The sequence below is a fragment of the Pseudomonas sp. BJa3 genome (genome assembly GCF_026343815.1).
Taxonomy (GTDB): Bacteria; Pseudomonadota; Gammaproteobacteria; order Pseudomonadales; family Pseudomonadaceae; genus Aquipseudomonas; species Aquipseudomonas soli.
Window position 1 is genome coordinate 77794 of record NZ_JAOXMC010000004.1, and the last position, 20269, is coordinate 98062.

The 20269-nt window shown below is 66.8% G+C and carries 6 protein-coding genes; all 6 read right to left on the minus strand.

The genetic code is table 11. The annotated features are described in order from the left end of the window. Positions 1-161: 161 nt before the first annotated feature. Positions 162-13247, minus strand: a complete 13086-nt coding sequence (locus OH705_RS05610) for an autotransporter-associated beta strand repeat-containing protein (RefSeq protein WP_267301312.1) — start codon at positions 13245-13247, stop codon at positions 162-164. Between the two features lie 5 nt (positions 13248-13252). Continuing rightward, on the minus strand, positions 13253-15445 hold the full coding sequence (locus OH705_RS05615; RefSeq protein WP_267301314.1) for a YadA family autotransporter adhesin: 2193 nt from the start codon (positions 15443-15445) through the stop codon (positions 13253-13255). 291 nt (positions 15446-15736) lie between these two features. Further along, the gene (locus tag OH705_RS05620; protein ID WP_038707396.1) at positions 15737-16120 is read right to left on the minus strand and encodes a YkgJ family cysteine cluster protein; all 384 of its coding nucleotides are present in this window, start codon (positions 16118-16120) and stop codon (positions 15737-15739) included. 232 nt (positions 16121-16352) lie between these two features. Further along, on the minus strand, positions 16353-17561 hold the full coding sequence (alaC, locus tag OH705_RS05625; protein ID WP_046857052.1) for an alanine transaminase: 1209 nt from the start codon (positions 17559-17561) through the stop codon (positions 16353-16355). Positions 17562-17781: 220 nt separating this feature from the next. Further along, positions 17782-19542, minus strand: coding sequence for an isocyanide synthase family protein (locus OH705_RS05630; RefSeq protein WP_267301317.1), 1761 nt, complete (start codon positions 19540-19542; stop codon positions 17782-17784). 22 nt (positions 19543-19564) lie between these two features. Continuing rightward, a complete protein-coding gene (locus tag OH705_RS05635) occupies positions 19565-20266 on the minus strand; it encodes an HAD family hydrolase (protein WP_267301319.1) in 702 nt (233 codons plus the stop codon). Between the last annotated feature and the right edge of the window lie 3 nt (positions 20267-20269).

The window sequence follows — 20269 nt, forward strand, 5'->3', positions numbered from 1 at the left end:
CGAAGCGCTGGCTGGCTGAAGGATTTGGTTTCAATTTCGGAAAAATCTTACGCATGCAGAAACGTATCGCGGGGCAAGCCCGCTGCCACGAGAGACACGCCAAATCTCGTGACAGCGGGCTTGCCCCGCGATGGGCCACACGACGGCCCCTGGAAGCTACCTCAGAACCCCATGCTGAAGCTCACCACCACGCCATGGTCGCGGTTCTCGCTGGACAGCTGCCCGGAGTACCCGACCCCGAGCTTGCCGCTCGCGCCCACCGACAGGTCCACCCCGGCCTCGACCACCGCCGCGTCCTTGGCAATCGGCACACCCTCGGTGCTGAAACCGTCGCCACCACCGATGAAGCGCAGATCGGCATCGGGCTTGTCGTCACCGAAGGCATGGCGCCAGCCCACCGACAACCGCGGCGTGATGGTGCTGCCGTTGTCGAGCAGGATGCGCTTGCCAGCCCGCACGCCCAGGGTGGAGAAGGTCACATTCTGGTCGACCTTGCCCTCCAGCCGCCCTGCCCCACCCTTCTCATGGGCGGTATCGCTGTCGTAGTTGACATACGCCAGCCCGGCGAACGGCTCCAGGGCAATGCCGCCGGCATCGATGGCGTAACCCACCTCACCGAACACCTGGGCGCTGCGCGCCTTGTACTTGGCCTTGAGACGGTCGTCATAGCTGCCCACGGTGACATCGCGCTTGGTGTCGATGTCGTGCCAGCTGTAGGCCACACCCAGGCGAGCGGCGAAGGCATCAAGCTGGTAGCCGAGGTAGGTGGTCAGGTGGTAGCTGTCCACCGTGGCGTCCGAGCGGCGACGGTGCGCATCAATGCTCGAACGGGTGTAGCCGGCGGCGGCGCCGACTTTCCATTCATCGTCCAGCGCGCGGTCGACACCGAGCATGAAGCCCGACAGGTCGCGGTCGACGCTGGCATGGCTGCTGCTGCCGTCGTAGGTGCCCCAGCCGCCGATGGCGCGGATCCAGCCCACGGCCTGGCCCTGGCAGCCTTCGCTGGTCAGTTGCTGGTTGGCGGTCGGCGCCAGGGTGCGACGCGGGTCGTCCTGGTTGGTGCAGTCGGCCTGGCGCAGGCGGTCATTGACCGCGTCGCGGACGTAGCGCGAGTCCTCGATCAGCACAGTCGCGGTGCTGGCGTGGATCTCGCCGGACAGGCTGTCGAACGCGGCCTGGGCGCCCTGGCGGTCCAGCGGCAGCAGGTTGTTGACCAGTTCGGCCGGCGCCCCGGCACTGGCCAGCGCGGTGGCCACGCCACGCTGGTTGCCAGTGGCAGCGACATCGGCGAAGGAGTTGCCGTTGCGGCTGACCGACAGGGTCACCTGGTTGGCGCCGTAGTCCAGTGAGCTGTTGAGGAACGCCGAGTTGGCCAGGTTGGTGGTGGCGAAGGTGCCATTCACCCCGCCCGCGGCGCTGACCACGGTGTACTGGCCATTGCCGCTGGCCAGGTTGGCGACCATCAGGCTGCCGCCGAGGTTGGCAGTGCCGCCCACATTCAGGTAGTTCACCGGCGAGGTGCCGAGGTCGATCACCAGGGTGCCGGTGGCGCCGTTGGTGAAGTTGCCCGACACGTTCAGGTTACCGGCAGGCCCTAGCAGCACGGTGCCGTTGTTGGTCAGGCCGGCGACGGTGCCGTTGCCGGTCAGTGCGGCGCCATTGGCCACTGTGACCTGGGCTGCGAGGTTGCTGCCCGGATTGGCCGCATCGCCCACCTGCAACACGCCTTGGTTGACGTTGAAGGCGCCACTGAACGGCTGGTTGCCAGTCAGCAGCAAGGTACCGCCGCCCTGCTTGGTGGTGGTGCCAGTACCGCTGAGAGTGCCGTTGAAGGTGCCGTTGCTGCCTTGGGCGAAGACCAGGTTGGCGTTGTTGAGGATGTTGCCCTGCAGGCTGGTGGTGTTGCCGACCAGAGTACCGCCGCTGACAGTGGTGCCACCGCTGTAGGTGTTGGCGCCCGAGAGGATCAGAGTGCCAGCGTCGAGTTTCTCGATGCCGCCGCTACCGACCAGCGGCACGCTGACGGTGGCGGTGGCACCTGCGTTGACACGCACCGGCGCCAGGCTGCCATCGGCACCATTGACCGGCGTCAGGCTACCCCCAGCGCCCGGAACGACCTGGTAGCCGTTGCTGAGGAACTGCAAGCCCTCGAACGACTGGTTGCCGACCACGGTGATGGTGCCCGGGGTACCGCCGAAGACCGCGTAGCCACCACTCCAACCTTCGTTGCTGGTGCCACCGGCGTTGGTCCAACCGGTGTTCGGCCCCCAGGTACCACTGCCGCCGCCGATGCTGCCATCGGGGTTGGTCTTGCCGCCATTCCAGAACTGCAGCTCTTCGCCGTAGTTCTGCACCACCAGGTTGATCTGGTTGGCGATGGCGGTCTGCAGGGTCAGGTCACCCAGCACCACGCTGCCCGGAATCGCACCGAACACCAGGCCGTTGTCGGTGAGCGTGCCGCCGTAGCTGAACAGTTGGTAGACACCGGTGCCGAAGCCGCCGGCATCGGTGATGTTCAGCGTGCCGTCCAGCACCAGGTTACCGTTGACCTTGACCACGGTGGTGGAGGCCGCCGGGGCGCCGAGGCTGAAGTCCAGGGCGCTGCCCGACGCCAGGTCGAGGCTGCCGACGGTGAGCGGCGTGGCGCTCTGGCCGGCAGCCAGGGTGGCGCCATTGGCGATCTGCACCGCGCCGCCGTAGGTACCGCTGCCGCCCAGGCGGGCGCCGGTGGCGACCTGCACGCTGGCACTGTCGAGGCGGCCATTGACCAGCAGGCTGCCGGCGTTGACCTGGGTCGCGCCGGTCAGGCCATTGATGCCGGTCAGCAGCAGTTCGCCAGTGCCGTTCTTGGTCAGGGTGCCAGTACCGGTGAGGTTGCCGGTGTAGCTGCCATTGGCGTTCTGCTCGAAGGTCAGGGCCGCGTTGTTGAGGATCGCGCCTTGCAGGCTGGTAGTATTGCCAACCACGCCGCCTGCGTTGATCTGGGTGCCGCCGCTGTAGGTGTTGGCACCGTTCAGGGTCAACAGGCCAGCGCCATTCTTGATCAGCCCACCGGTGCCGCTGACCACCCCGTTGAGGGTCAGGGCGTTGCTGCCGGCAATGGCCAGGGCGCCGTTGAGCACAGCATTGTTGGCCAGGGTCACGGCGGTGTTGCTGTCCAGCGTGGTGCCGCCCGCGGCCGTCAGGGCGCCACTGCCCAGCGCGCTATTGTTGCCTAGCACCAGGGTGCCGCCGTTGAGGGCGGTACCGCCGCTGTAGCCATTGGCAGCGTTGAGCACCAGGGTGCCGCCGTCTTGCTTGGCGACGCTGCCGGTGCCGTTGAGGGCGACGTTGAGGGTGGCGGTGACGCCGCTGTCGACCCGCAGGTTGGTGGTGCCGTTGCCCAGCAGTTCACCGGCAGTCCCCGCATTGAGCACATAGCCGTCGGTGACGAACTGCAGGCCGGTGATGCTGTGGCTGCCGTTCACGGTGACGGTGCCGGGGGCGCCCTGGAACACGGCGAAGGTGTCGTTCCAGGTGCCGTTGAGCACGCCGTTGGCGTCGGTCCAGTTGGTGTTAGTGGCATCCCAGACGCCGCTGCCGCCCTCGATCACACCGTTGGCCACGGTCTGGCTGCCGTCCCAGAACAACACGTTGCTGGCGCCACCGACCACCAGGTTGACCTGGTTGGCCACGGCGGTCTGCACCGTCAGGTCGGTGACCGGCACCGGCGTGGTGCCGAAGCTCATGCCGTTGTTGGTGAGGCTGCCACCGTAGGCGAACAGGCGGTACACGCCGGCGCCGAAGCCGCCGATGTCGGTGACATTGAGGGTACCGCCCAGGGTCAGGTCGTTGGCCACGTTGACCAGCGGTGTGCCGCCAGCCGACGGCGCGCCCAGCGAAGCGTTGAAGTTGGCGCCGCTGTCGAGCACCAGATTGCCGGCATTCAGGGTGCTGCCGCCGATGGCCGCCAGGTTGCCGCCATTGGCCACGGTCACCGAACCACCGAGGCTGCCGGCGCCGCTGAGGGTGGCGCCACTGGCGACGTTGACCGTGCCGCTGGCCAGGGAGCCATCCACCTTCAGCCCGCCGCCTTGCACATTGGTATTGCCGGTGTGGCTGTTGGCGCTGCGCAGCGCCAGGGTGCCGGCGCCGAGTTTGTTCAGGGTGCCGGTCCCACCGATATTGCCATCGAAGGTGCCGCCCTCGACGCTCAGGCTGTTGCCGGCGGCGATGGCGATCGCACCGGTGCCTCCGATATCACCCAATGTGGTGTTGCCGTCGAGGTTGAGGCTGGCGCCACTGCTGACATTCAGCTCGCTCTGGGTGCCCAGGGCGGTGGTGCCGATGGTGCTCAGGCTGCCGGACAGGATATTGAGGATGCCGCTGAAGGTGTTGTTGCCCGACAGCGTCAGGTCAGCCAGGCCGCTCTTGTTCAAGGTACCGGCACCGCTGAGCACGCCGGCCAGGTGCAGATCGTTGCTGCCCAACACGTTGAGCACGCCCCCCACGTTGACCGGATTGGCCAGGGTTACGGCACTGGCGCTGTCGAGACTGGCATTACCGGTGACATCCAGCCCGCCGCTGCCAAGGGCCGCATCGTTGCCCACCACCAAGGTGCCGGCCTGCAGCTCGGTACCACCGCTGTAGGTGTTGGCGCCCATCAGCGCGAAGCGGGCGAGGCCGGCCTTGAGCAGGCGGCCGCTGCCGCCGACGGTGCCGCCGAGGGTCAGGTCGTTGCTGCCCAGGATCGTCAGGTCGCCGGTGGCGTTGACGTTGTTGGCCAAGGTCACGGCCTGGCTGCTGTCCAGGCTGGTGCCGGCCACGGTGTTCAGGCTGCCGCTGCCCAGCGCGGTATTGGAGCCCAGCACCAGGGTGCCGCCGTTGAGCGCGGTGTTGCCGGCATAGGTGTTGTTGCCAGCCAGCGCCAGCCGGGCGCTGCCAGCTTTGACCAGGCCACCGGCGCCGCCGATGTTGCCGCCCAGCGCCAGGTCGTTGCTGCCTGCGATGTTCAGCGGCCCCGCCAGGGTGATGGCATTGGCCAGCGTGACCGAGGCATTGCTGTCGAGGGTGGTACCCGCAGCGGTTTCAAACGCACCGCTGCCCAGGGCCGTGTTGCTGCCGACAATCAAAGTGCCGCCACTGAGCACGGTACCGCCGCTGTAGCTGTTGCTGCCGTTGAGCACCAGGGTACCGCTGTCGAGCTTGTTGAGCTTGCCGACGCCGGTCAGGCCGACATCGAGGGTCGCCGTGGCGCCCGGATCGACCCGCACGCTGGTGTCGCCACTGGTGCCGTTGATCAGGTCGAGCGCACCGGCGGTGCCGGCCAGCAGGCGGTAGCCATCGCTGACGAACTGCAGGCCATTGACCGTCTGGCTGCCGTCAACGGTGACATCGCCGGCGGTGCCCTGGAACACCGCGAAGGTGCTGCCCCAGGTGGTGTTGGTCAGGCCGTTGAGGTCGGTCCAGTTGGTATTGCCGGCGTTCCATACGCCGGCACCGCCGTCGACCTGACCGTTGGCCACGTTCTGGCTGCCATCCCAGAACTGGATATTGAGCCCCGCGGCGCTGACCAGCAGGTTGACCTGGTTGGCCAGGGCGGTCTGCAAGGTCACGTCACCCAGGCCCACGCCCAGCGGCAAGCTACCGAAGTCCAGACCGTTGTCGGTGAGGGCGCCGGTGTAGTCGAAGACGCGGTACACACCGTTGCCGAAGCCGCCGATGCTGCTCACGTTGAGCGTGCCGTCGAGGGTCAGGTTGCCACCGACGTTGAACAGCGCGGTGCCACCGGTGGACGGCGAGCCGAGGCCGATATCGACGATCGAACCGCTGTTGAGCACCAGGCTGCCGAGGCCCAGGGTCGCGCCGCTCTGCCCGGCCAGGTGGCCGCCGTTGTCGATCACCACCGAGGCATTGGCGGTGCCGCTGCCGCTGAGGGTCGCACCGCTGGCCACGGTCAGCAGGTTGCTGCCCAAGGTGCCGTCGACCTTCAAGGTACCGGCGTTGACCAGCGTGTTGTCGGCCAGGTTGCTGGTGCCGGTCAGGGTCAGGGTGCCACTGCCGACCTTGGTCAGGCCGCCCAGGCCGTTGAGACCACCGGCGAAGGTGCTGCTGAGGTTGTTGCCGCCCAGGCTCAGGACGCTGCCGACGCCGACATCGACCAGGCCGCTGCCGGTCAGGCTGCCGAGGCTGGCGTTGCCGTTGAGGTTGAGCTGGCCGCTGGCGCCGACGTTGAGGGTGTCGACGTTGGCCAGCACACCGCTGCCGAGGGTGGTGAGGGAGCCCGCCTGGATATCCACGTTGCCGGTGAAAGTCTTGACCCCGACCAGGGTAAGGGCGTCGACGCCGGTCTTGACCAGGTTGCCGCTGCCGCCGAGGTCGCCGCTGAGGATCAGCGCATTGGCGGTTTCGACAGTCAGGTTGGCGCCGTTGCTCAGGGCGATGGTGTTGCCCAAGGCCATGGCCGAGCTGTTGGCCAGGGTGGCGTCGGCGGTGACCGCCAGGGTGCCGGTACCCAGTGCGCCGCTGCTGCCCAGGGTCAGGCGCCCGGCGTTGAGCTGGGTGCCGCCCTGGTAGCCGTTGTTGCCATTGAGGGTCAGGTTGCCGCTGCCGTTCTTGGTCAGGCCTTCCGTGCCGTTGATCACGCCGTTTAGGGTCAGGTCGTTGCTGCCATCGACTGTCAGGCCAGCGTTGAGGGTGACGTTGTTGGCCAGGGTGGTGCTGGCGCCGCTGCTGAGGGACGAGACCCCGGCGACGGTCAGGGCGCCCTGCCCCAGCGCGTTGTCGTTGCCGACCACCAGCCGGCCTGCACCGAGGGTGGTGCCGCCCAGGTAGCTGTTGGCGCCGTTGAGGGTCAGGGTGCTGGCACCGGCCTTGCTCAGGCCGCCGACACCATCCACCACGCCGGTGAGGGTCAGGTCGGCGCTGCCCGGCAGGTTGAGAGTGCCGCCCACGTGCACGTTGTTGGCCAGGGTAGCGCCCGCACCGCCGGCATCGAGGCTGGTGTTGGCACCGGTGCTGAGGTCGCCGCTACCCAGCGCGGTGTTGCTGCCGACCACCAAGGTGCCGGCGTTGAGGGTGGTGCCGCCGCTGTAGGTGTTGTTGCCGTTGAGGGTCAGGCTGGCGGCGCCGTTCTTGACCAGGCCATTGTTGCCGGAGACCACACCGCCGAGGGTCAGCGCCTGGCTGCCGCCGAGGGTCAGGTTGCCACCGGCGAGGTTGACGGCATTGGCCAGTACCAGCGCCTGGCTGGCGTCGAGGCCAGCCGCGCCGTTGACGGTCAGGGCGCCGCTGCCCAAGGCGCCAGCATTGCCCAGCAGCAGGCTGCCGGCCTGCAGCGAGGTGCCGCCGGCGTAGGTGTTGCTGCCATTGAGTACCAGTTGCCCGGCGCCCAGCTTGTTCAGCGTCCCGGCACCGCTGATCACACCATCTAGGGTCAGGGCCTGGGCATTGTTGATACTCAGGGTAGTGGTAGCGCCGATGCCGATGGCATTGGCCAGTTGCAGCGCCCCGGTGGTGGCCAGGGTGCTGTTGCCGGTCACCGACAGGTTGCCCGTGCCCAGCGCGCTGTTGTTGCCCAGGGTCAGGGTGCCAGCGCCAAGCGTGGTACTGCCTTGATAGGTGTTGGCGGCGCCGAGGGTCAGGTTGCCGGTACCGGTCTTGGTCAGGCCGCCGGTACCGCTGATCACGCCGTTCAATGTCAGGTCGTTGGTGCCGGTCAGGCTCAGGGTGTCGTTCAGCGCCACCTGGTTGGCCAGGGTCAAGGCACCCGTGGTGGCCAGGTTGCTGGCGCCGCCGACGACAAGGTTGCCGGTACCCAGGGCCTGGTTGTTGCCCAGGGTGAGCGTGCCGGCATTGAGGGTCACGCCGCCAATCAAGGTGTTGGCGCCACTGAGTGTGAGGTTGCCGGCACCGTTCTTGGTCAGGCTGCCGGCCCCCGTGACCAGCCCGCCCAGGCCCAGGTCGTTGCTGCCGGCGATGGTGAGGTTGCCCGCCAGGTTGACGGTGTTGCCGATAGTGATCACCGAGGCGCTGTCCAGCGTGGTCCCGGCAGCCGCGTTGAGCTGGCCGAGGCCGAGGGCGCTGGCGCTGCCGAGCACCAGGGTGCCGGCATTGAGATTGGTGTTGCCCAGATTGCCATTGGTGCCGTTCAGGGTCAGGGTGCCGCTGCCGGTCTTGGTCAAACCGCCGACGCCGGTGACGTTGCCGCCCAAGGTCAGGTTCTGCGCCCCGGCGACGGTCAGGTTACCGGCCAGGTTGATCAGGTTGGCCAGGGTGACGTTGGCATTGCTGCTCAGGGTGGTGCCGCCGGCTGCGTTCAGGGCACCCGTGCCCAGCGCCGTGTTGCTGCCTATCACAAGGGTGCCGCCATTCAGGCTGGTAATGCCTTGCTGGCTGTTGCTGCCGTTGAGGGTGAGCGTGCCGGCGCCACCCTTGATCAGGCCACCGGTGCCGCTGAGCGCACCGTTGAGGGTGAGGTCGTTGCTCCCCGGCAGGGTCAGGTTGGCGTTCAGGGCGATGGTATTGCCCAGCGCCAGGTTGCCGGTGGTGGCCAGGCTGGCGGCGCCGGTCACGGTCAGGCCGCCAGTGCCCAGGGCCTGGGCGTTGCCCAGGGTCAGGGTACCGGCCCCCAGGCTGGTGCCGCCGCTGTAGGTGTTGGCATTGCCCAGGGTCAGGTTGGCGCCGCCATTCTTGATCAGGCTGCCAACCCCCGAGACCACGCCGGACAGGCCCAGATCGGCGGAACCGGCGACGGTCAGGGCACCGCTGAGGCTGAAGGCGTTGCCGAGGGTGACGGCCGTATTGCTGTCCAGGGTAGTGCCGTTGGCGGTGCTGACCGTGCCGGTACCGAAGGCGGTGTTGTTGCCGACCACCACTGTGCCGCCATTGAACAGGGTGCCACCGGTATAGCTGTTGGCGCCATTGAGCACCAGCGTGCCGCTGTCGAGCTTGGCCAGTTGGCCGCTGCCAGAGAGGCCAACGTTGAGGGTCGCGGTGACACCCGGATCGACGCGCAAGGCAAAGGCGCCGTTGCTGCCGTTGACCAGGTCCAGGCCACCGGCGCCGATCAGGCGATAGCCGTTGGTGACGAACTGCAGGCCGGTGGCGGCCTGGGTGCCGACCACGGTGACATCGCCTGCGGTGCCCTGGAATACCGCGAAGTCGCTGGCCCAGCTGCCATTGAGCACGCCGTTGACATCGGTCCAGTTGGTGTTGCCACCGTTCCAGGTACCGGTACCGCCGTCGATCACGCCATTGGGCACGCTTTGCGCGCCATCCCAGAACTGCACGGTGCCGCTGGCGCCGCCGACCAGCAGGTTGATCTGACTGCCAATGGACGTCTGCACCTGAAGGTCGCCGGGCAACATGACGCCCGGCACGTTGCCGATCAGCAGGCCGTTGTCGACCAGCGCGCCGGTGTAGTCGAACAGCCGATAGATACCGGTACCGAAGCCGCCGAGGTCGGTGACGTTGAGGGTACCGTCCAGGGTCAGGTTGCCATTGACGCTGACCACTGCGGTGCCGCCGGTGGCCGGCGATGCCAGGCCGAAATCGAGGATCGAGCCGCTGTGCAGGGTCAGCGCACCGGTGCTGAGGGTCGCGCCGCTGTTGGCCAGCAGGTGCGCACCATTGGCAATGTCGACTGCGCCGAGCAGGCTGCCGGTGCCCCCGAGGCTGGCGCCGCTGTTGACCTGGACGCTGGGGCTGGCCAGCGAGCCGGTGACGTTGAGCAGGCCGGCATTGACCGTGGTATTGCCGCCGAGCACGTTGACGCCGGACAGCTCGAAGCTGCCGGTACCGGTCTTGATCAGCCCGCCACTGCCGGCCAGGGCACCGCTGAACACGCTGTTGAGGTTGTTGCCGCCCAGGGTCAGGTCGCCGCCGCCGGCGATGTTCACCGTGCCGGCCCCGCTCAGGCCACCGATGGTGGCGCTGGCGCCGAGATTGAGGCTGGTGCCGGCGCCGACGCTGACCGCCGAGGTATTGCCCAGGGCCGTGTTGCCGACCGTGGTGATGCTGCCGCCAAGCAGGTCGATGGCGCCGCTGAAGGTGTTGTTGCCGGTAAGCGTCAGGTCGGACACGCCATTCTTGATCAACCCGCCGGTACCGCCGAGCACGCCGCCAAGGGTCAGGTTGTTGCTGCCGCCGAGGGTCAGGTTGGCACCGAGGTTGACGTCGTTGCCCAGGGTCATCGCCACACTGTTGGCCAGCGTCGAGGCACCGCCGACGTTCAATGCCCCGGTGCCCAGCGCCGCGGCGTTGGCCAAGGTCAGGGTGCCGGCATTGAGGTTCAGGCCACCGCTGAAGGTGTTGGCGCCGCTCAGGGTCAGATTGCTGCTGCCGTCCTTGGTCAAGGCCCCGGCACCGCTGATCACGCCGCCCAAGGTCGTGGTGTTGGTGCCTGGCAGGGTCAGGGTAGCGCCGTTGCCAAGGGCGATGGCGTTGCCGAGGTTGAGGGTGGCGCTGGAGTCGAGGCTGGCATTGCCGCCCACGCTCAGGGCGCCGCCGCCGATGGCGTTGTTGTTGCCCAGGACCAGGGTGCCGGCATTGAGGGTGGTGCCGCCGCTGTAGGTGTTGTTGCCGTTGAGGGTCAGCACGGCGCTGCCGTTCTTGACCAGCGCACCGCTGCCGCTGATGAGACCGCCGAGGGTGGTGGCATTGCTGCCCAGTACGGTCAGGGTATTGGCGCCGAGGTTGATGCCGTTGGTCACCGCGACAGCGGTACTGGCGTCGAGATTGGCGTTGCCGCCCACGGTCAGGGCGCCGATGCCCAGCGCGGTGTTGCTGCCCAGGGTCAGGGTGCCGGCATTGAGCTGGGTGCCGTTGGTGTAGAGGTTGTTGCCGCTCAGGGTCAGGTTGGCGTTGCCATTCTTGACCAGCGAACCGATGCCGCTGACCACGCCGCTCAGGCCCAGGTCGGCGCTGCCATCGATGGTCAACGGGCCGGCGATGTTCACATCGTTGGCCAGGCTCACCGCCGTATTGGCATCCAGGTGGGTACCGGCCAGGGTATTGAGGGTACCGGTACCCAGCGCGGTGTTGCTGCCGACCACCAGGGTACCGGCGTTCAGGCGGGTGATGCCGCTGTTGCTGTTGTTGCCGGTCAGGGTCAGGGTGGTGCCGCCATTCTTGGTGATGCCGCCGGCACCGGCGATGACGCCGCTCAGGGTCAAATCGTTGCTGCCGGGCAGGATGAAGTTGCCCGCCAGGTTGAGTGCGTTGCCAAGGTTCAGCCCGGCCGCACTGGTGTCCAGCGTGGTGTTGTTGGCGGCGTTGAGCGCGCCGGTGCCCAGCGCCGTGTTGCTGCCGACCACCAGTGTGCCGGCGTTGAAGGTGGTGGCGCCGCTGTGAGTGTTGTTGCCGCTCAGGGTCAAGGTGGCGCTGCCGTTCTTGACCAGGCCGCCAGCGCCGCTGAGGGTGCCGGCCAGGGTGAGGTTGCTGGTGGTCGGCAAGGTCAGGTTGGCGCCGAGGTTGACGGCGTTGTTCAGGGTCATCGCCGTCGAGTTGGCCAGGGTCGCCGCGCCACCGACCGTCAGCGCGCCGGTTCCCAACGCGGCGGCGCTGGCCAGGGTCAAGGTACCGGCATTGAGCGTGAGGCCGCCGCTGAAGGTGTTGGCTCCGCTCAGGGTCAGGTTGGTGGCGCCATTCTTGACCAGTGCGCCGGTGCCGCTGATCACCCCGCCCAAGGTGGTGGTGTTGCTGCCTGGCAGGGTCAGGGTATTGCCGGCCAGGTTGATGGCGTTGCCCAGGTTCAGGGTGCCGCTGCCGTCGAGGCTGGCATTGCCGCCCAGGGTCAGGCCACCGGTACCGAGGGCATTGCTGTTGCCCAGGGTCAGCAGCCCGGCGTTCAGGGTGGTACCGCCACTGAAGGTGTTGTTGCCATTGAGCGTCAGGCCGGCACTGCCGCTCTTGACCAGGGCGCCGGTGCCGCTGATCTGCCCGGTCAGGGTGGTGGCGTTGCTGCCCAGCACGGTCAAGGTGTTGCCGCCCAGGCTGATGCTGTTGGTCGCCGAAACGGCGGTACTGGTGTCCAGGTTGGCGTTGCCACCCAGGGTCAGGCCGCCGATGCCCAGCGCGGTGTTGCTGCCGAGAACCAAGGTACCGGCATTGAGCTGGGTGCCATTGGTGAAGGTGTTGCTGCCACTCAGGGTCAGGCTGGCGTTGCCGTTCTTGACCAGCGAGCCGATGCCGCTGATCACGCCGCTCAGCCCGAGGTTGGCAGTGCCGTCGATGGTCAGGGGGCCGGCGGCGATGACGTCATTGGCCAGGCTGACCGCGGTGCTGGCGTCCAGGTGCGTTCCCACAGCGGTGTTGAGGATGCCGGTACCGAGCGCCGTATTGTTGCCGACCACCAGGGTACCGCCGTTGAGGAAGGTGGAACCGCTGTTGGTGTTGGCACCGGTCAGGGTCAGCGTGGTGTTGCCGGCCTTGGTCAGGCCGCCGCTGCCGGCGATGACGCCGCTCAGGGTCAGGTCGTTGCTGCCGGGCAGGTTGAGGTTGCCGGCCAGGTTCAGGCCGTTGCCGATGTTCAGCGCGGCGACGCTGGTGTCCAGGCTGGTGTTGGCCGCGGCGTTGAGCACGCCGGTGCCAAGCGCGGTGTTGCTGCCCAGCACCAGGGTGCCGGCGTTGAGCGTGGTGGCGCCACTGTGGGTGTTGTTGCCACTGAGGGTCAGGCTGGCGCTACCGTTCTTGACCAGGCCGCCGGTGCCGCTGAGGGTCCCGGCCAGGTTGAGGTTGTTGGCGCCTGTCAGGGTCAGGTTGCCGCCCAGGTTGACCGCGTTGCCCAGGGTCAGCGCCGCCGTGTTGGCCAATGTCGATGCGCCGCCCACGGTCAGGGCGCCGGTACCCAGCGCCGTGGCACTGGCCAGGGTCAGGGTGCCAGCGTTGAGGGTGAGGCCACCGCTGAAGGTGTTGGCGCCGCCCAGGGTCAGGTTGGTGCTGCCGTTCTTGACCAGCGCGCCGGTGCCGCTGATCACACCACCCAGGGTGGTTGCGCTGGTGCCAGGCAACGTCAGGGTGTTGCCGGCCAGGTCGATGGCGTTGCCCAGGTTCACCGCCACGCCCGCGTCGAGGCTGGCGTTGCCGCCCAAGGTGAGGCCGCCGGTGCCCAGGGCGTTGTTGTTGCCCACGGTGAGAACACCGCTGTTGAGGGTCGTGCCGCCGCTGAAGGTGTTGCTGCCGTTCAGGGTCAACCCGGCGCTGCCGTTCTTGACCAGCGCGCCGGTACCGCTGATCACGCCGCCCAGCGTGGTGCTGCTGGTGCCCAACAGGTTCAGGTATTGGCGCCGAGGTTGACGGCGTTGCCCAGGCTCACCGCCGTGCTGGCGTCCAGGCTGGCGTTGCCGCCAAGGGTAAGGGCGCCGGTGCCCAGGGCGTTGCTGTTGCCGACGGTGAGCTTGCTGGCGTTGAGGGTGAGGCCGCCACTGAAGGTGTTGTTGCCGTTCAGCGCCAGGTCCCCTGCCCCGCTCTTGACCAGCGAACCGGTACCGCTGATCACGCCACCCAGGGTGGTGGCACTGGTGCCGAGCAGGTTCAGAGTGTTGGCGCCAAGGCTGATGGCGTTGCCCAGGCTTACCGCGCTGCTGGCATCGAGGCTGGCGTTACCCCCCAAGGTCAGCGCGCCAGTGCCCAGCGCACTGCCGTTGCCGACGGTAAGCTTGCCACCCGCCAGGCTGGTACCGCCGCTGTAGGTATTTATGCCGTTGAGGGTGAGGTCGGCTGCGCCCGCCTTAGCCAGCGCACCGGTACCGCTGATGATGCCACCCAAGGTGGTGGCATTGTTGCCAGCGAGGGTGAGCGTGCCTGCGCTCAGGGCGATTGCGTTGCCAAGGTTGAGCGCCGAGGCACTGTCCAGGGTGCTGCTGGCGGTCACCGTCAGGGCGCCGCTGCCCAACGCCGTGTCGCTACCCAAGGTAAGCGTTCCGCCGGCCAGGGAGGTGCCGCCACTGAAGGTATTGAGGCCATTGAGCGTCAGGCTGCCGGTGCCGCTCTTGACCAGTGAGCCGGTGCCGCTGAGTACGCCGCCAAGGGTCAGTGCGTTGCTGCCGGGCAGCGTCAAGGCTGCGTTCAGCGCCACCGCGTTGTTCAACACCAGCGGCACGCTACCTTGCAGGCTGCCGGCGCCACTGACGGTCAGCCCGCCTGTGCCGAGCGCCGTGGCGCTGGTCAGGTTGAGGCCCCCGGCGGCCAGGGTGGTACCGCCACTGTAGGTGTTGCTGGCGCCAAGGGTGAGCAGCCCGGCACCGGTCTTGGTCAAGCCGCCAACACCCGAAACCACGCCATTGAGGGCCATGTCGGTGGCGCCACCCACGTTCAGGCCGGCATTCAAGGTCAGCGCGTTATTAAGGCCCAGGCCTGCCACCGTGCCCGCGAGACCACCGCCGTTCACCGTGATGCCACCGGTACCGAAGGCGCTGGCGTTGTCGAAGTTGAGCAAGCCACCGTTGAGGGTGGTCTGGGTGGTGCCGTTGAGCAATTGCCCGATCAGCGACCAGGTACCGCTGTCGACGATCAGGCGGTTGAAGTTGATGTAGTTCGAGGCGTTGATGGTGCCGCTGCCGCTGGTGCCGCTGCCGCCACCGATGGCGTTCTGCAGCGCCAGGGTATTGGTGCCGCCGGCACCGCCGTCGACCACCCCTGCAGGCGCGAAGGCCAGGTTGGGGTTACTGGTGACCAGCAGCGAAACACCGACACCGGCTCCCGCGCTGAGGCTGGAGCCGGTGATGGCGTTGAAGCGGTTGGTACTGCCCGCGCCCATGGACAGGCTGCCGGTCAGGCTCCCGGCGTTGGTGAAGGTGTTGCCGCCTGCCGACGCCTGAAATGCTGTACGACCCAGCACGGTGCCGGTGTTGGTGAAGTCCACCGACCCGCCACCGCTCACGGCGATGACCGGGGTGTCCTCGCTGATGATCGTCAAGCTGGCCAATGCCGTGGAGCCGATGCTGCCTGCGTTGTTGATGGTAGTGACACCTCCGGCAGCGTTACGCACGTCCATTGCCATGCCGGTAAGGTTCAACAGGCTCGCGCCCAGCACCGCCCCGGTTCCTCGAATCACACCCGTGGCATTGTTGGTGATGTTGATGGTACTGGCAGTGCTGGTGTTGCCGATCACGGCGCCAGTGGACTGGATGCTAAGGATCCCCAGCAACGACGGGTTGACGGTACCGGAGTTGTTCAACGTGATGTTGTTGCCGGTGAGCGACAGCGCGGTGCCGCCCACGCCCAGCAGCACGCCCAGCGAGGCACCGGTGTTGACATTGACGGTCAGGCCGTTGCCACTGTTGGAATAGCTCGGCGCGAGCGGGTTGGCCGCGCCGCTGCAGGTCACCGTGGAACCGGCCAGGCTGCAGGCGGCCAGCGCCTGTTCGCCGTGCAGACCAAAGGCCATGGCAGTCACGGCCAGGCTGACGGCCAGCGACAGTTGGGAGAAACGGGCGGGCGAACGGGGGGCGGCGCGACTGTCCACGGAAAGCTCCTTCGTGGATCAGGCGATTCAGTCCTTGAAAGCGTGTACAGCAGGGTGGGCAGGAGCAGTGACACACGCGACGGCCGAAATACCTGATCTATGGCTACGAACATCCTTTGAAGGAATGTGTAGCCGCTCAGGGGCGGGCGGCTTGCCGTCGATGCCGGTCAAATGGTGTTAATACTTTGTCGAGGCGGCACGTGTTTCGCGGGTTTCAGCGATGCGCTCATTGGATCCAACCGACGAACGGTAGTGCCTGCTCCGCGAGGAGCAGGCTTGACCCGAGCAGGTTCAGGCGACCTCCGCCCCGTCGTCCGGCCAATGCGGCTCGTTGGCGCCCGGCGGCGTCAGCGGTGGCAGGCCATAGGCTGCCCGAGCGTCGTCACAGCTCGGATTGTGCACGCCGTTTTCCCACGACGCTTCGAACTCGCGGCAGGGGCTGGAGCGGTTCTCGTAGATGGAGCACGCCACCTGCGTGCCGATCTCGCCGCCGAGGCTGACGCAACGGCAGGGCTTGGCGTCGGTGCCAATCATGGCGACGCGGGTCGGGTTGATCTGCACGACCAGGTCGTCGGGCACCAGGCCACCGGCGGACTGGCACTCACCCCAGAAGAAAGACACACGAAAGTAGCCGCAGCAGGCGCCGCAGGTCAGGCAAGGGTTCTGTTCGGACATGATGGCCAGGGAGGGAGGTTGTTGTTATCGGGGCGGGCGCCCGCGGCGCTATTTGTAATCCAGGCGCGGGCGGCTGAGAAGAGGGGGAATGCAAAAAAAGATCGCCGCTGATCGGCGATCTGAAAGTCGTGATCGATATCGCCTGTACCGGCCCATCGCCGGCTAGCCGGCTCCCACAAGGTCCAGTGCCATCCTGTGGGAGCCGGCTTGCCGGCGATGAGGTCGGACCTGTTTACTTGCTGGTCAAACCATCGGCGCGGAACATCTGGCGGATCCCGCGAATGGCCTGGCGGATACGGTCCTGGTTCTCGATCAGGGCAAAACGCACATGATCATCGCCGTAGTCGCCAAAGCCGATCCCCGGCGACACGCAAACCTTGGCCTCGGCCAGCAGCTTCTTGGAAAACTCCAGCGACCCCAGGTGAGCGTACTGCTCAGGGATCTTAGCCCACACGTACATCGAGGCCTTGGGGTTCTCGACCATCCAGCCTAACTCGTGCAAGCCCTTCACCAGCAGGTTGCGGCGCTGGCGGTACTGCTCGGCGATATCGCGCACGCACTGCTGGTCGCCTTCCAGGGCGGCGATGGCGGCCACCTGCAGCGGAGTGAAGGTGCCGTAGTCGTGGTAACTCTTGATCCGCGCCAGGGCACTGACCAGCTCAGGGTTGCCGACCATGAAGCCGATCCGCCAGCCAGCCATGTTGTAGCTCTTGGACAGGGTGAAAAACTCCACCGCAATGTCCTTGGCCCCCGGCACCTGCATGATCGACGGCGCTTTCCAGCCGTCGTAGACGATGTCGGCGTAGGCCAGGTCGTGCACCACCAGCACATCGTACTGCTTGGCCAGGGCCACCACACGCTCGAAGAAATCCAGCTCCACGCACTGCGCGGTGGGGTTGGACGGGAAGCCGAGGATCATCATCTTCGGCTTGGGGATCGATTCGCGGATCGCCCGTTCCAGCTCGTTGAAGAAGTCCACGCCCGGTACCAGCGGCACCGAACGTACCTGGGCGCCGGCGATCACCGCGCCGTAGATGTGGATAGGGTAGCTGGGGTTGGGCACCAGGACCGTGTCGCCGTGGTCGAGGGTGCCGAGCATCAGGTGCGCCAGGCCTTCCTTCGAGCCAATGGTGACAATGGCTTCGCTTTCCGGGTCGATGTCGACCTCGTAGCGTTCCTTGTACCAGTTGGAGATGGCGCGGCGCAGGCGCGGGATGCCACGGGAGGTGGAATAGCCATGGGTGTCTTCGCGCTGGGCAACCTGCACCAGTTTCTCGACGATGTGTGGCGGCGTGGCGCCATCAGGGTTGCCCATGCTCAGGTCAATGATGTCCTCGCCACGGCGGCGGGCGGCCATCTTGAGCTCGGCAGTAATGTTGAAGACGTAAGGGGGGAGACGATCGATGCGCGCAAAGCGGCGCGGCGAACCTGGGTTGGCCATGTGTTCCTCGAGAGACGTAAGCGCCCGGAACCGTCCGAGCGACGCTGGCCGCTGCGGCGGCCGACAAACAACATAATCCCGCCATGATCACTTAGTAAAGGATAATTTCCTGTTTTATTAGATTTTTTCAGCCACTTCATTTGAAAAAAATCGTAATTACAGAACCACCCTCAGCAGGCGGAGCTTGCCGAAACACCGGCAAGCGCCGCCGTCAAAGGGCTCAGTAGACCTGCACCCGCCACAGTTCGCGCGCGGCCGAGGCCGCGCTCATCGGCAGGCGCCCGTGCAAGGTCTGGTAGTTGTCGATCAGCACCAGGTCACCCGCCTGCCACTCATGGGCAATCAGGCATTCGGGGTCGTAGACCAGTTCATCGAGCTGGCTGATCAATGCCTGCTGGAAGGCTTCGTCATGCCCCTGCACCTTCTGTTCGAGGGTCTGCAACGACGACTGGCAGCCCTCCTGGTAGCGCAGTACCCGCTCGCCGCTGCGCGGATCGAGGTCGACCAGCGAGTAGCTGCGCGGCGAACCGCCGAAATAGGTCATGCGCGTGTAGTAGGTCAAATCGATGCCCTGCCACTGGCGGGCGGTGCGCAGGCCCACCTTGCGCAAGGCGTTGCGGCTGTCGACGACCGTGGTCTGCCCTTCCCCCGGCTGCGGCGGCGTCTTGCAATACAGCATGAAGGTGTGGGCGCAGAACTTGGCATCGCGCTGCACCAGCGGATCGCTGTCGGGCAGCATGTTGAGGTCCCAGTGCAAGGGCGTCTTCTCCAGCGAATGCACCACGCCTTGGGGCTGGTCGGCCGGCTTGACCACATGCACCTCGCCAAAGGACCAACGGTAGATGGTGCCGAAACGCTCACAGTCGGTGGCGAATGCCTGCTGGTCGGTGAATTCACAGCCTCTGAGGCAGACAAAACCGAAACTGCGCACCAGGGCTTGCAAGGTCTCGGTAGACAGTCGCTGGAAACCCAGCCCCAGCGGGTCGCTGACCAGCAACCCGAACAGGGGGAGCTTCTGCAATGTGAAGTTGAAGCCCTCGAGCGCCTCGCCCGCTGTTTCATGGAACAGCCATGGCTGCCCCTGCCAGGTCACCAGCACATGCCGCGCGGCGTCGATCTGCGCGCGGCCGCGCAGGGTCTGGTGACCGTCAAGCTGGCGCACCGGCACTGCATGCCAGGGGCTGACTACATGATCGAGCCCCTCGGCCAGGGCCACGGTGAACTTGGGGCCGGCGTTGTCGTACTGGTGCACCGACAGGCGCACGTGCCCGGGGAAAAACCGCTCGACCGCCGCATTCAAGGCCTGGCCGCGCAGCATCATCTGGTAGGCCTTGTAGCTGATCTGGCGCAGGTGCTCGTCTTCGTCCTGCCCGGCCTGGCGGCACAGGCGCAGGTCGTTGTAGAGGTGGCTGCACAACTTGTCGTGGGTCCGGCCCAGGGCCTCGTCGTGCTGGCACTGCTCGATCAGTGCCTCGACGTTCTTCCACGGCAGACGGGCCTGCTTGACCAGGGTGGCACGCAGGGCTTCGGCACTGCTGGCCTGGGGGAACAGGTCCTCCATGCTCACCCAGCGGATGCAATGGGTGGTGCACAGGGTGCGCAGCGCCTGGTTGTAGGCGCGGCGCACGTCGTCCGGCACGCCGACGATATCGTTGAAGGTGGTGCCGTCGCTGAGGATCGCGATCTCGCAGCCAGGGGCGTGGAGCTCGGCGAGCTCCTGGGCGAGGCGCTCGAGGCGCTCGATGGCGATCACCTCGCCATGGTCGGGCAGTACGCCGAAGGTCTTGTCGTGATCATTCGGCGACTTGCACGGGAAACCCGGCAGCACCATGCGCAGCGGCTCGCCACTGTCGAAGCAGCGCGCCAGGTCGTGGGCCAGGTGCGCCCTGCCCGCTTGGTCGAAGCGGTCGTCCTGGGCCTTGAGCAGGTAAGCGTCCAGCACCTGGCCGACGGCTTCCATCCAGCTGTCTTTGTCTTGCATGTCGTGTCTTCCTTGAGAACGGCTACAGCGAACCGATTGGCGTTGCGGATTGGCTTGCACAGTGGCGCACTTGCTCCGGGCGCAGGGCCCGGAGCAGCTGCAAGGGTTGCTGGCAATGGAACTGTGGCCGCTGCTCGAGCAACGCTTGCCACTCGCCGTAGCCCCAACCGACGGCGGCGGCGGGCATGCCCGCGGCCTTGGCGGTCAACAGGTCGACCGGGGTATCGCCGACAAACAGGCAGTGGCCTGGGTCGATGCCCAGCCGTTCGGCAGCCTGCAGCGCGATGTCCGGTGCCGGCTTGAGCCGCTCGCCGGGGCGATGACCGAGCACCGCGGCAAATCGCTGCGCGGGCAGCAGCCCTTGTACGACACGCTCGGCGAGGGTGTGGGCCTTGTTGGTGACGACAGCCATGGGCAGCCCTTTGTCGGCAATCCTCTCGATCAGGCCGATACAACCTGGGAAGACTCGGGAACGCCGGACCAGGTTGTCGTGATAGCAGCTGCTGTAGTCGTCATGCAGGCGTTGACGTTGCTCGGCGTCGAGGCCGACGGCGGCCCTTTCGAGCATCGCCGCCACACCGCCGCCGATCATCCCGCGCACCTCATCCGGCTGCAGCGTGCGCAGCCCGTGCAGGCTCAGCACATGATTCAGGCTCCAGGCGATATCCGGCAGGGTATCGACCAGGGTGCCGTCCAGGTCGAACAGAACCGCGCGTATGTCCATTGG

Bases quoted from the DNA above. Each gene is read 5' to 3' on its own strand.
- OH705_RS05620 (WP_038707396.1), bottom strand. From the start codon at position 16,120: ATGTCCGAACAGAACCCTTGCCTGACCTGCGGCGCCTGCTGCGGCTAC.
- alaC (WP_046857052.1), bottom strand. From the start codon at position 17,561: ATGGCCAACCCAGGTTCGCCGCGCCGCTTTGCGCGCATCGATCGTCTC.
- OH705_RS05630 (WP_267301317.1), bottom strand. From the start codon at position 19,542: ATGCAAGACAAAGACAGCTGGATGGAAGCCGTCGGCCAGGTGCTGGAC.
- OH705_RS05635 (WP_267301319.1), bottom strand. From the start codon at position 20,266: ATGGACATACGCGCGGTTCTGTTCGACCTGGACGGCACCCTGGTCGAT.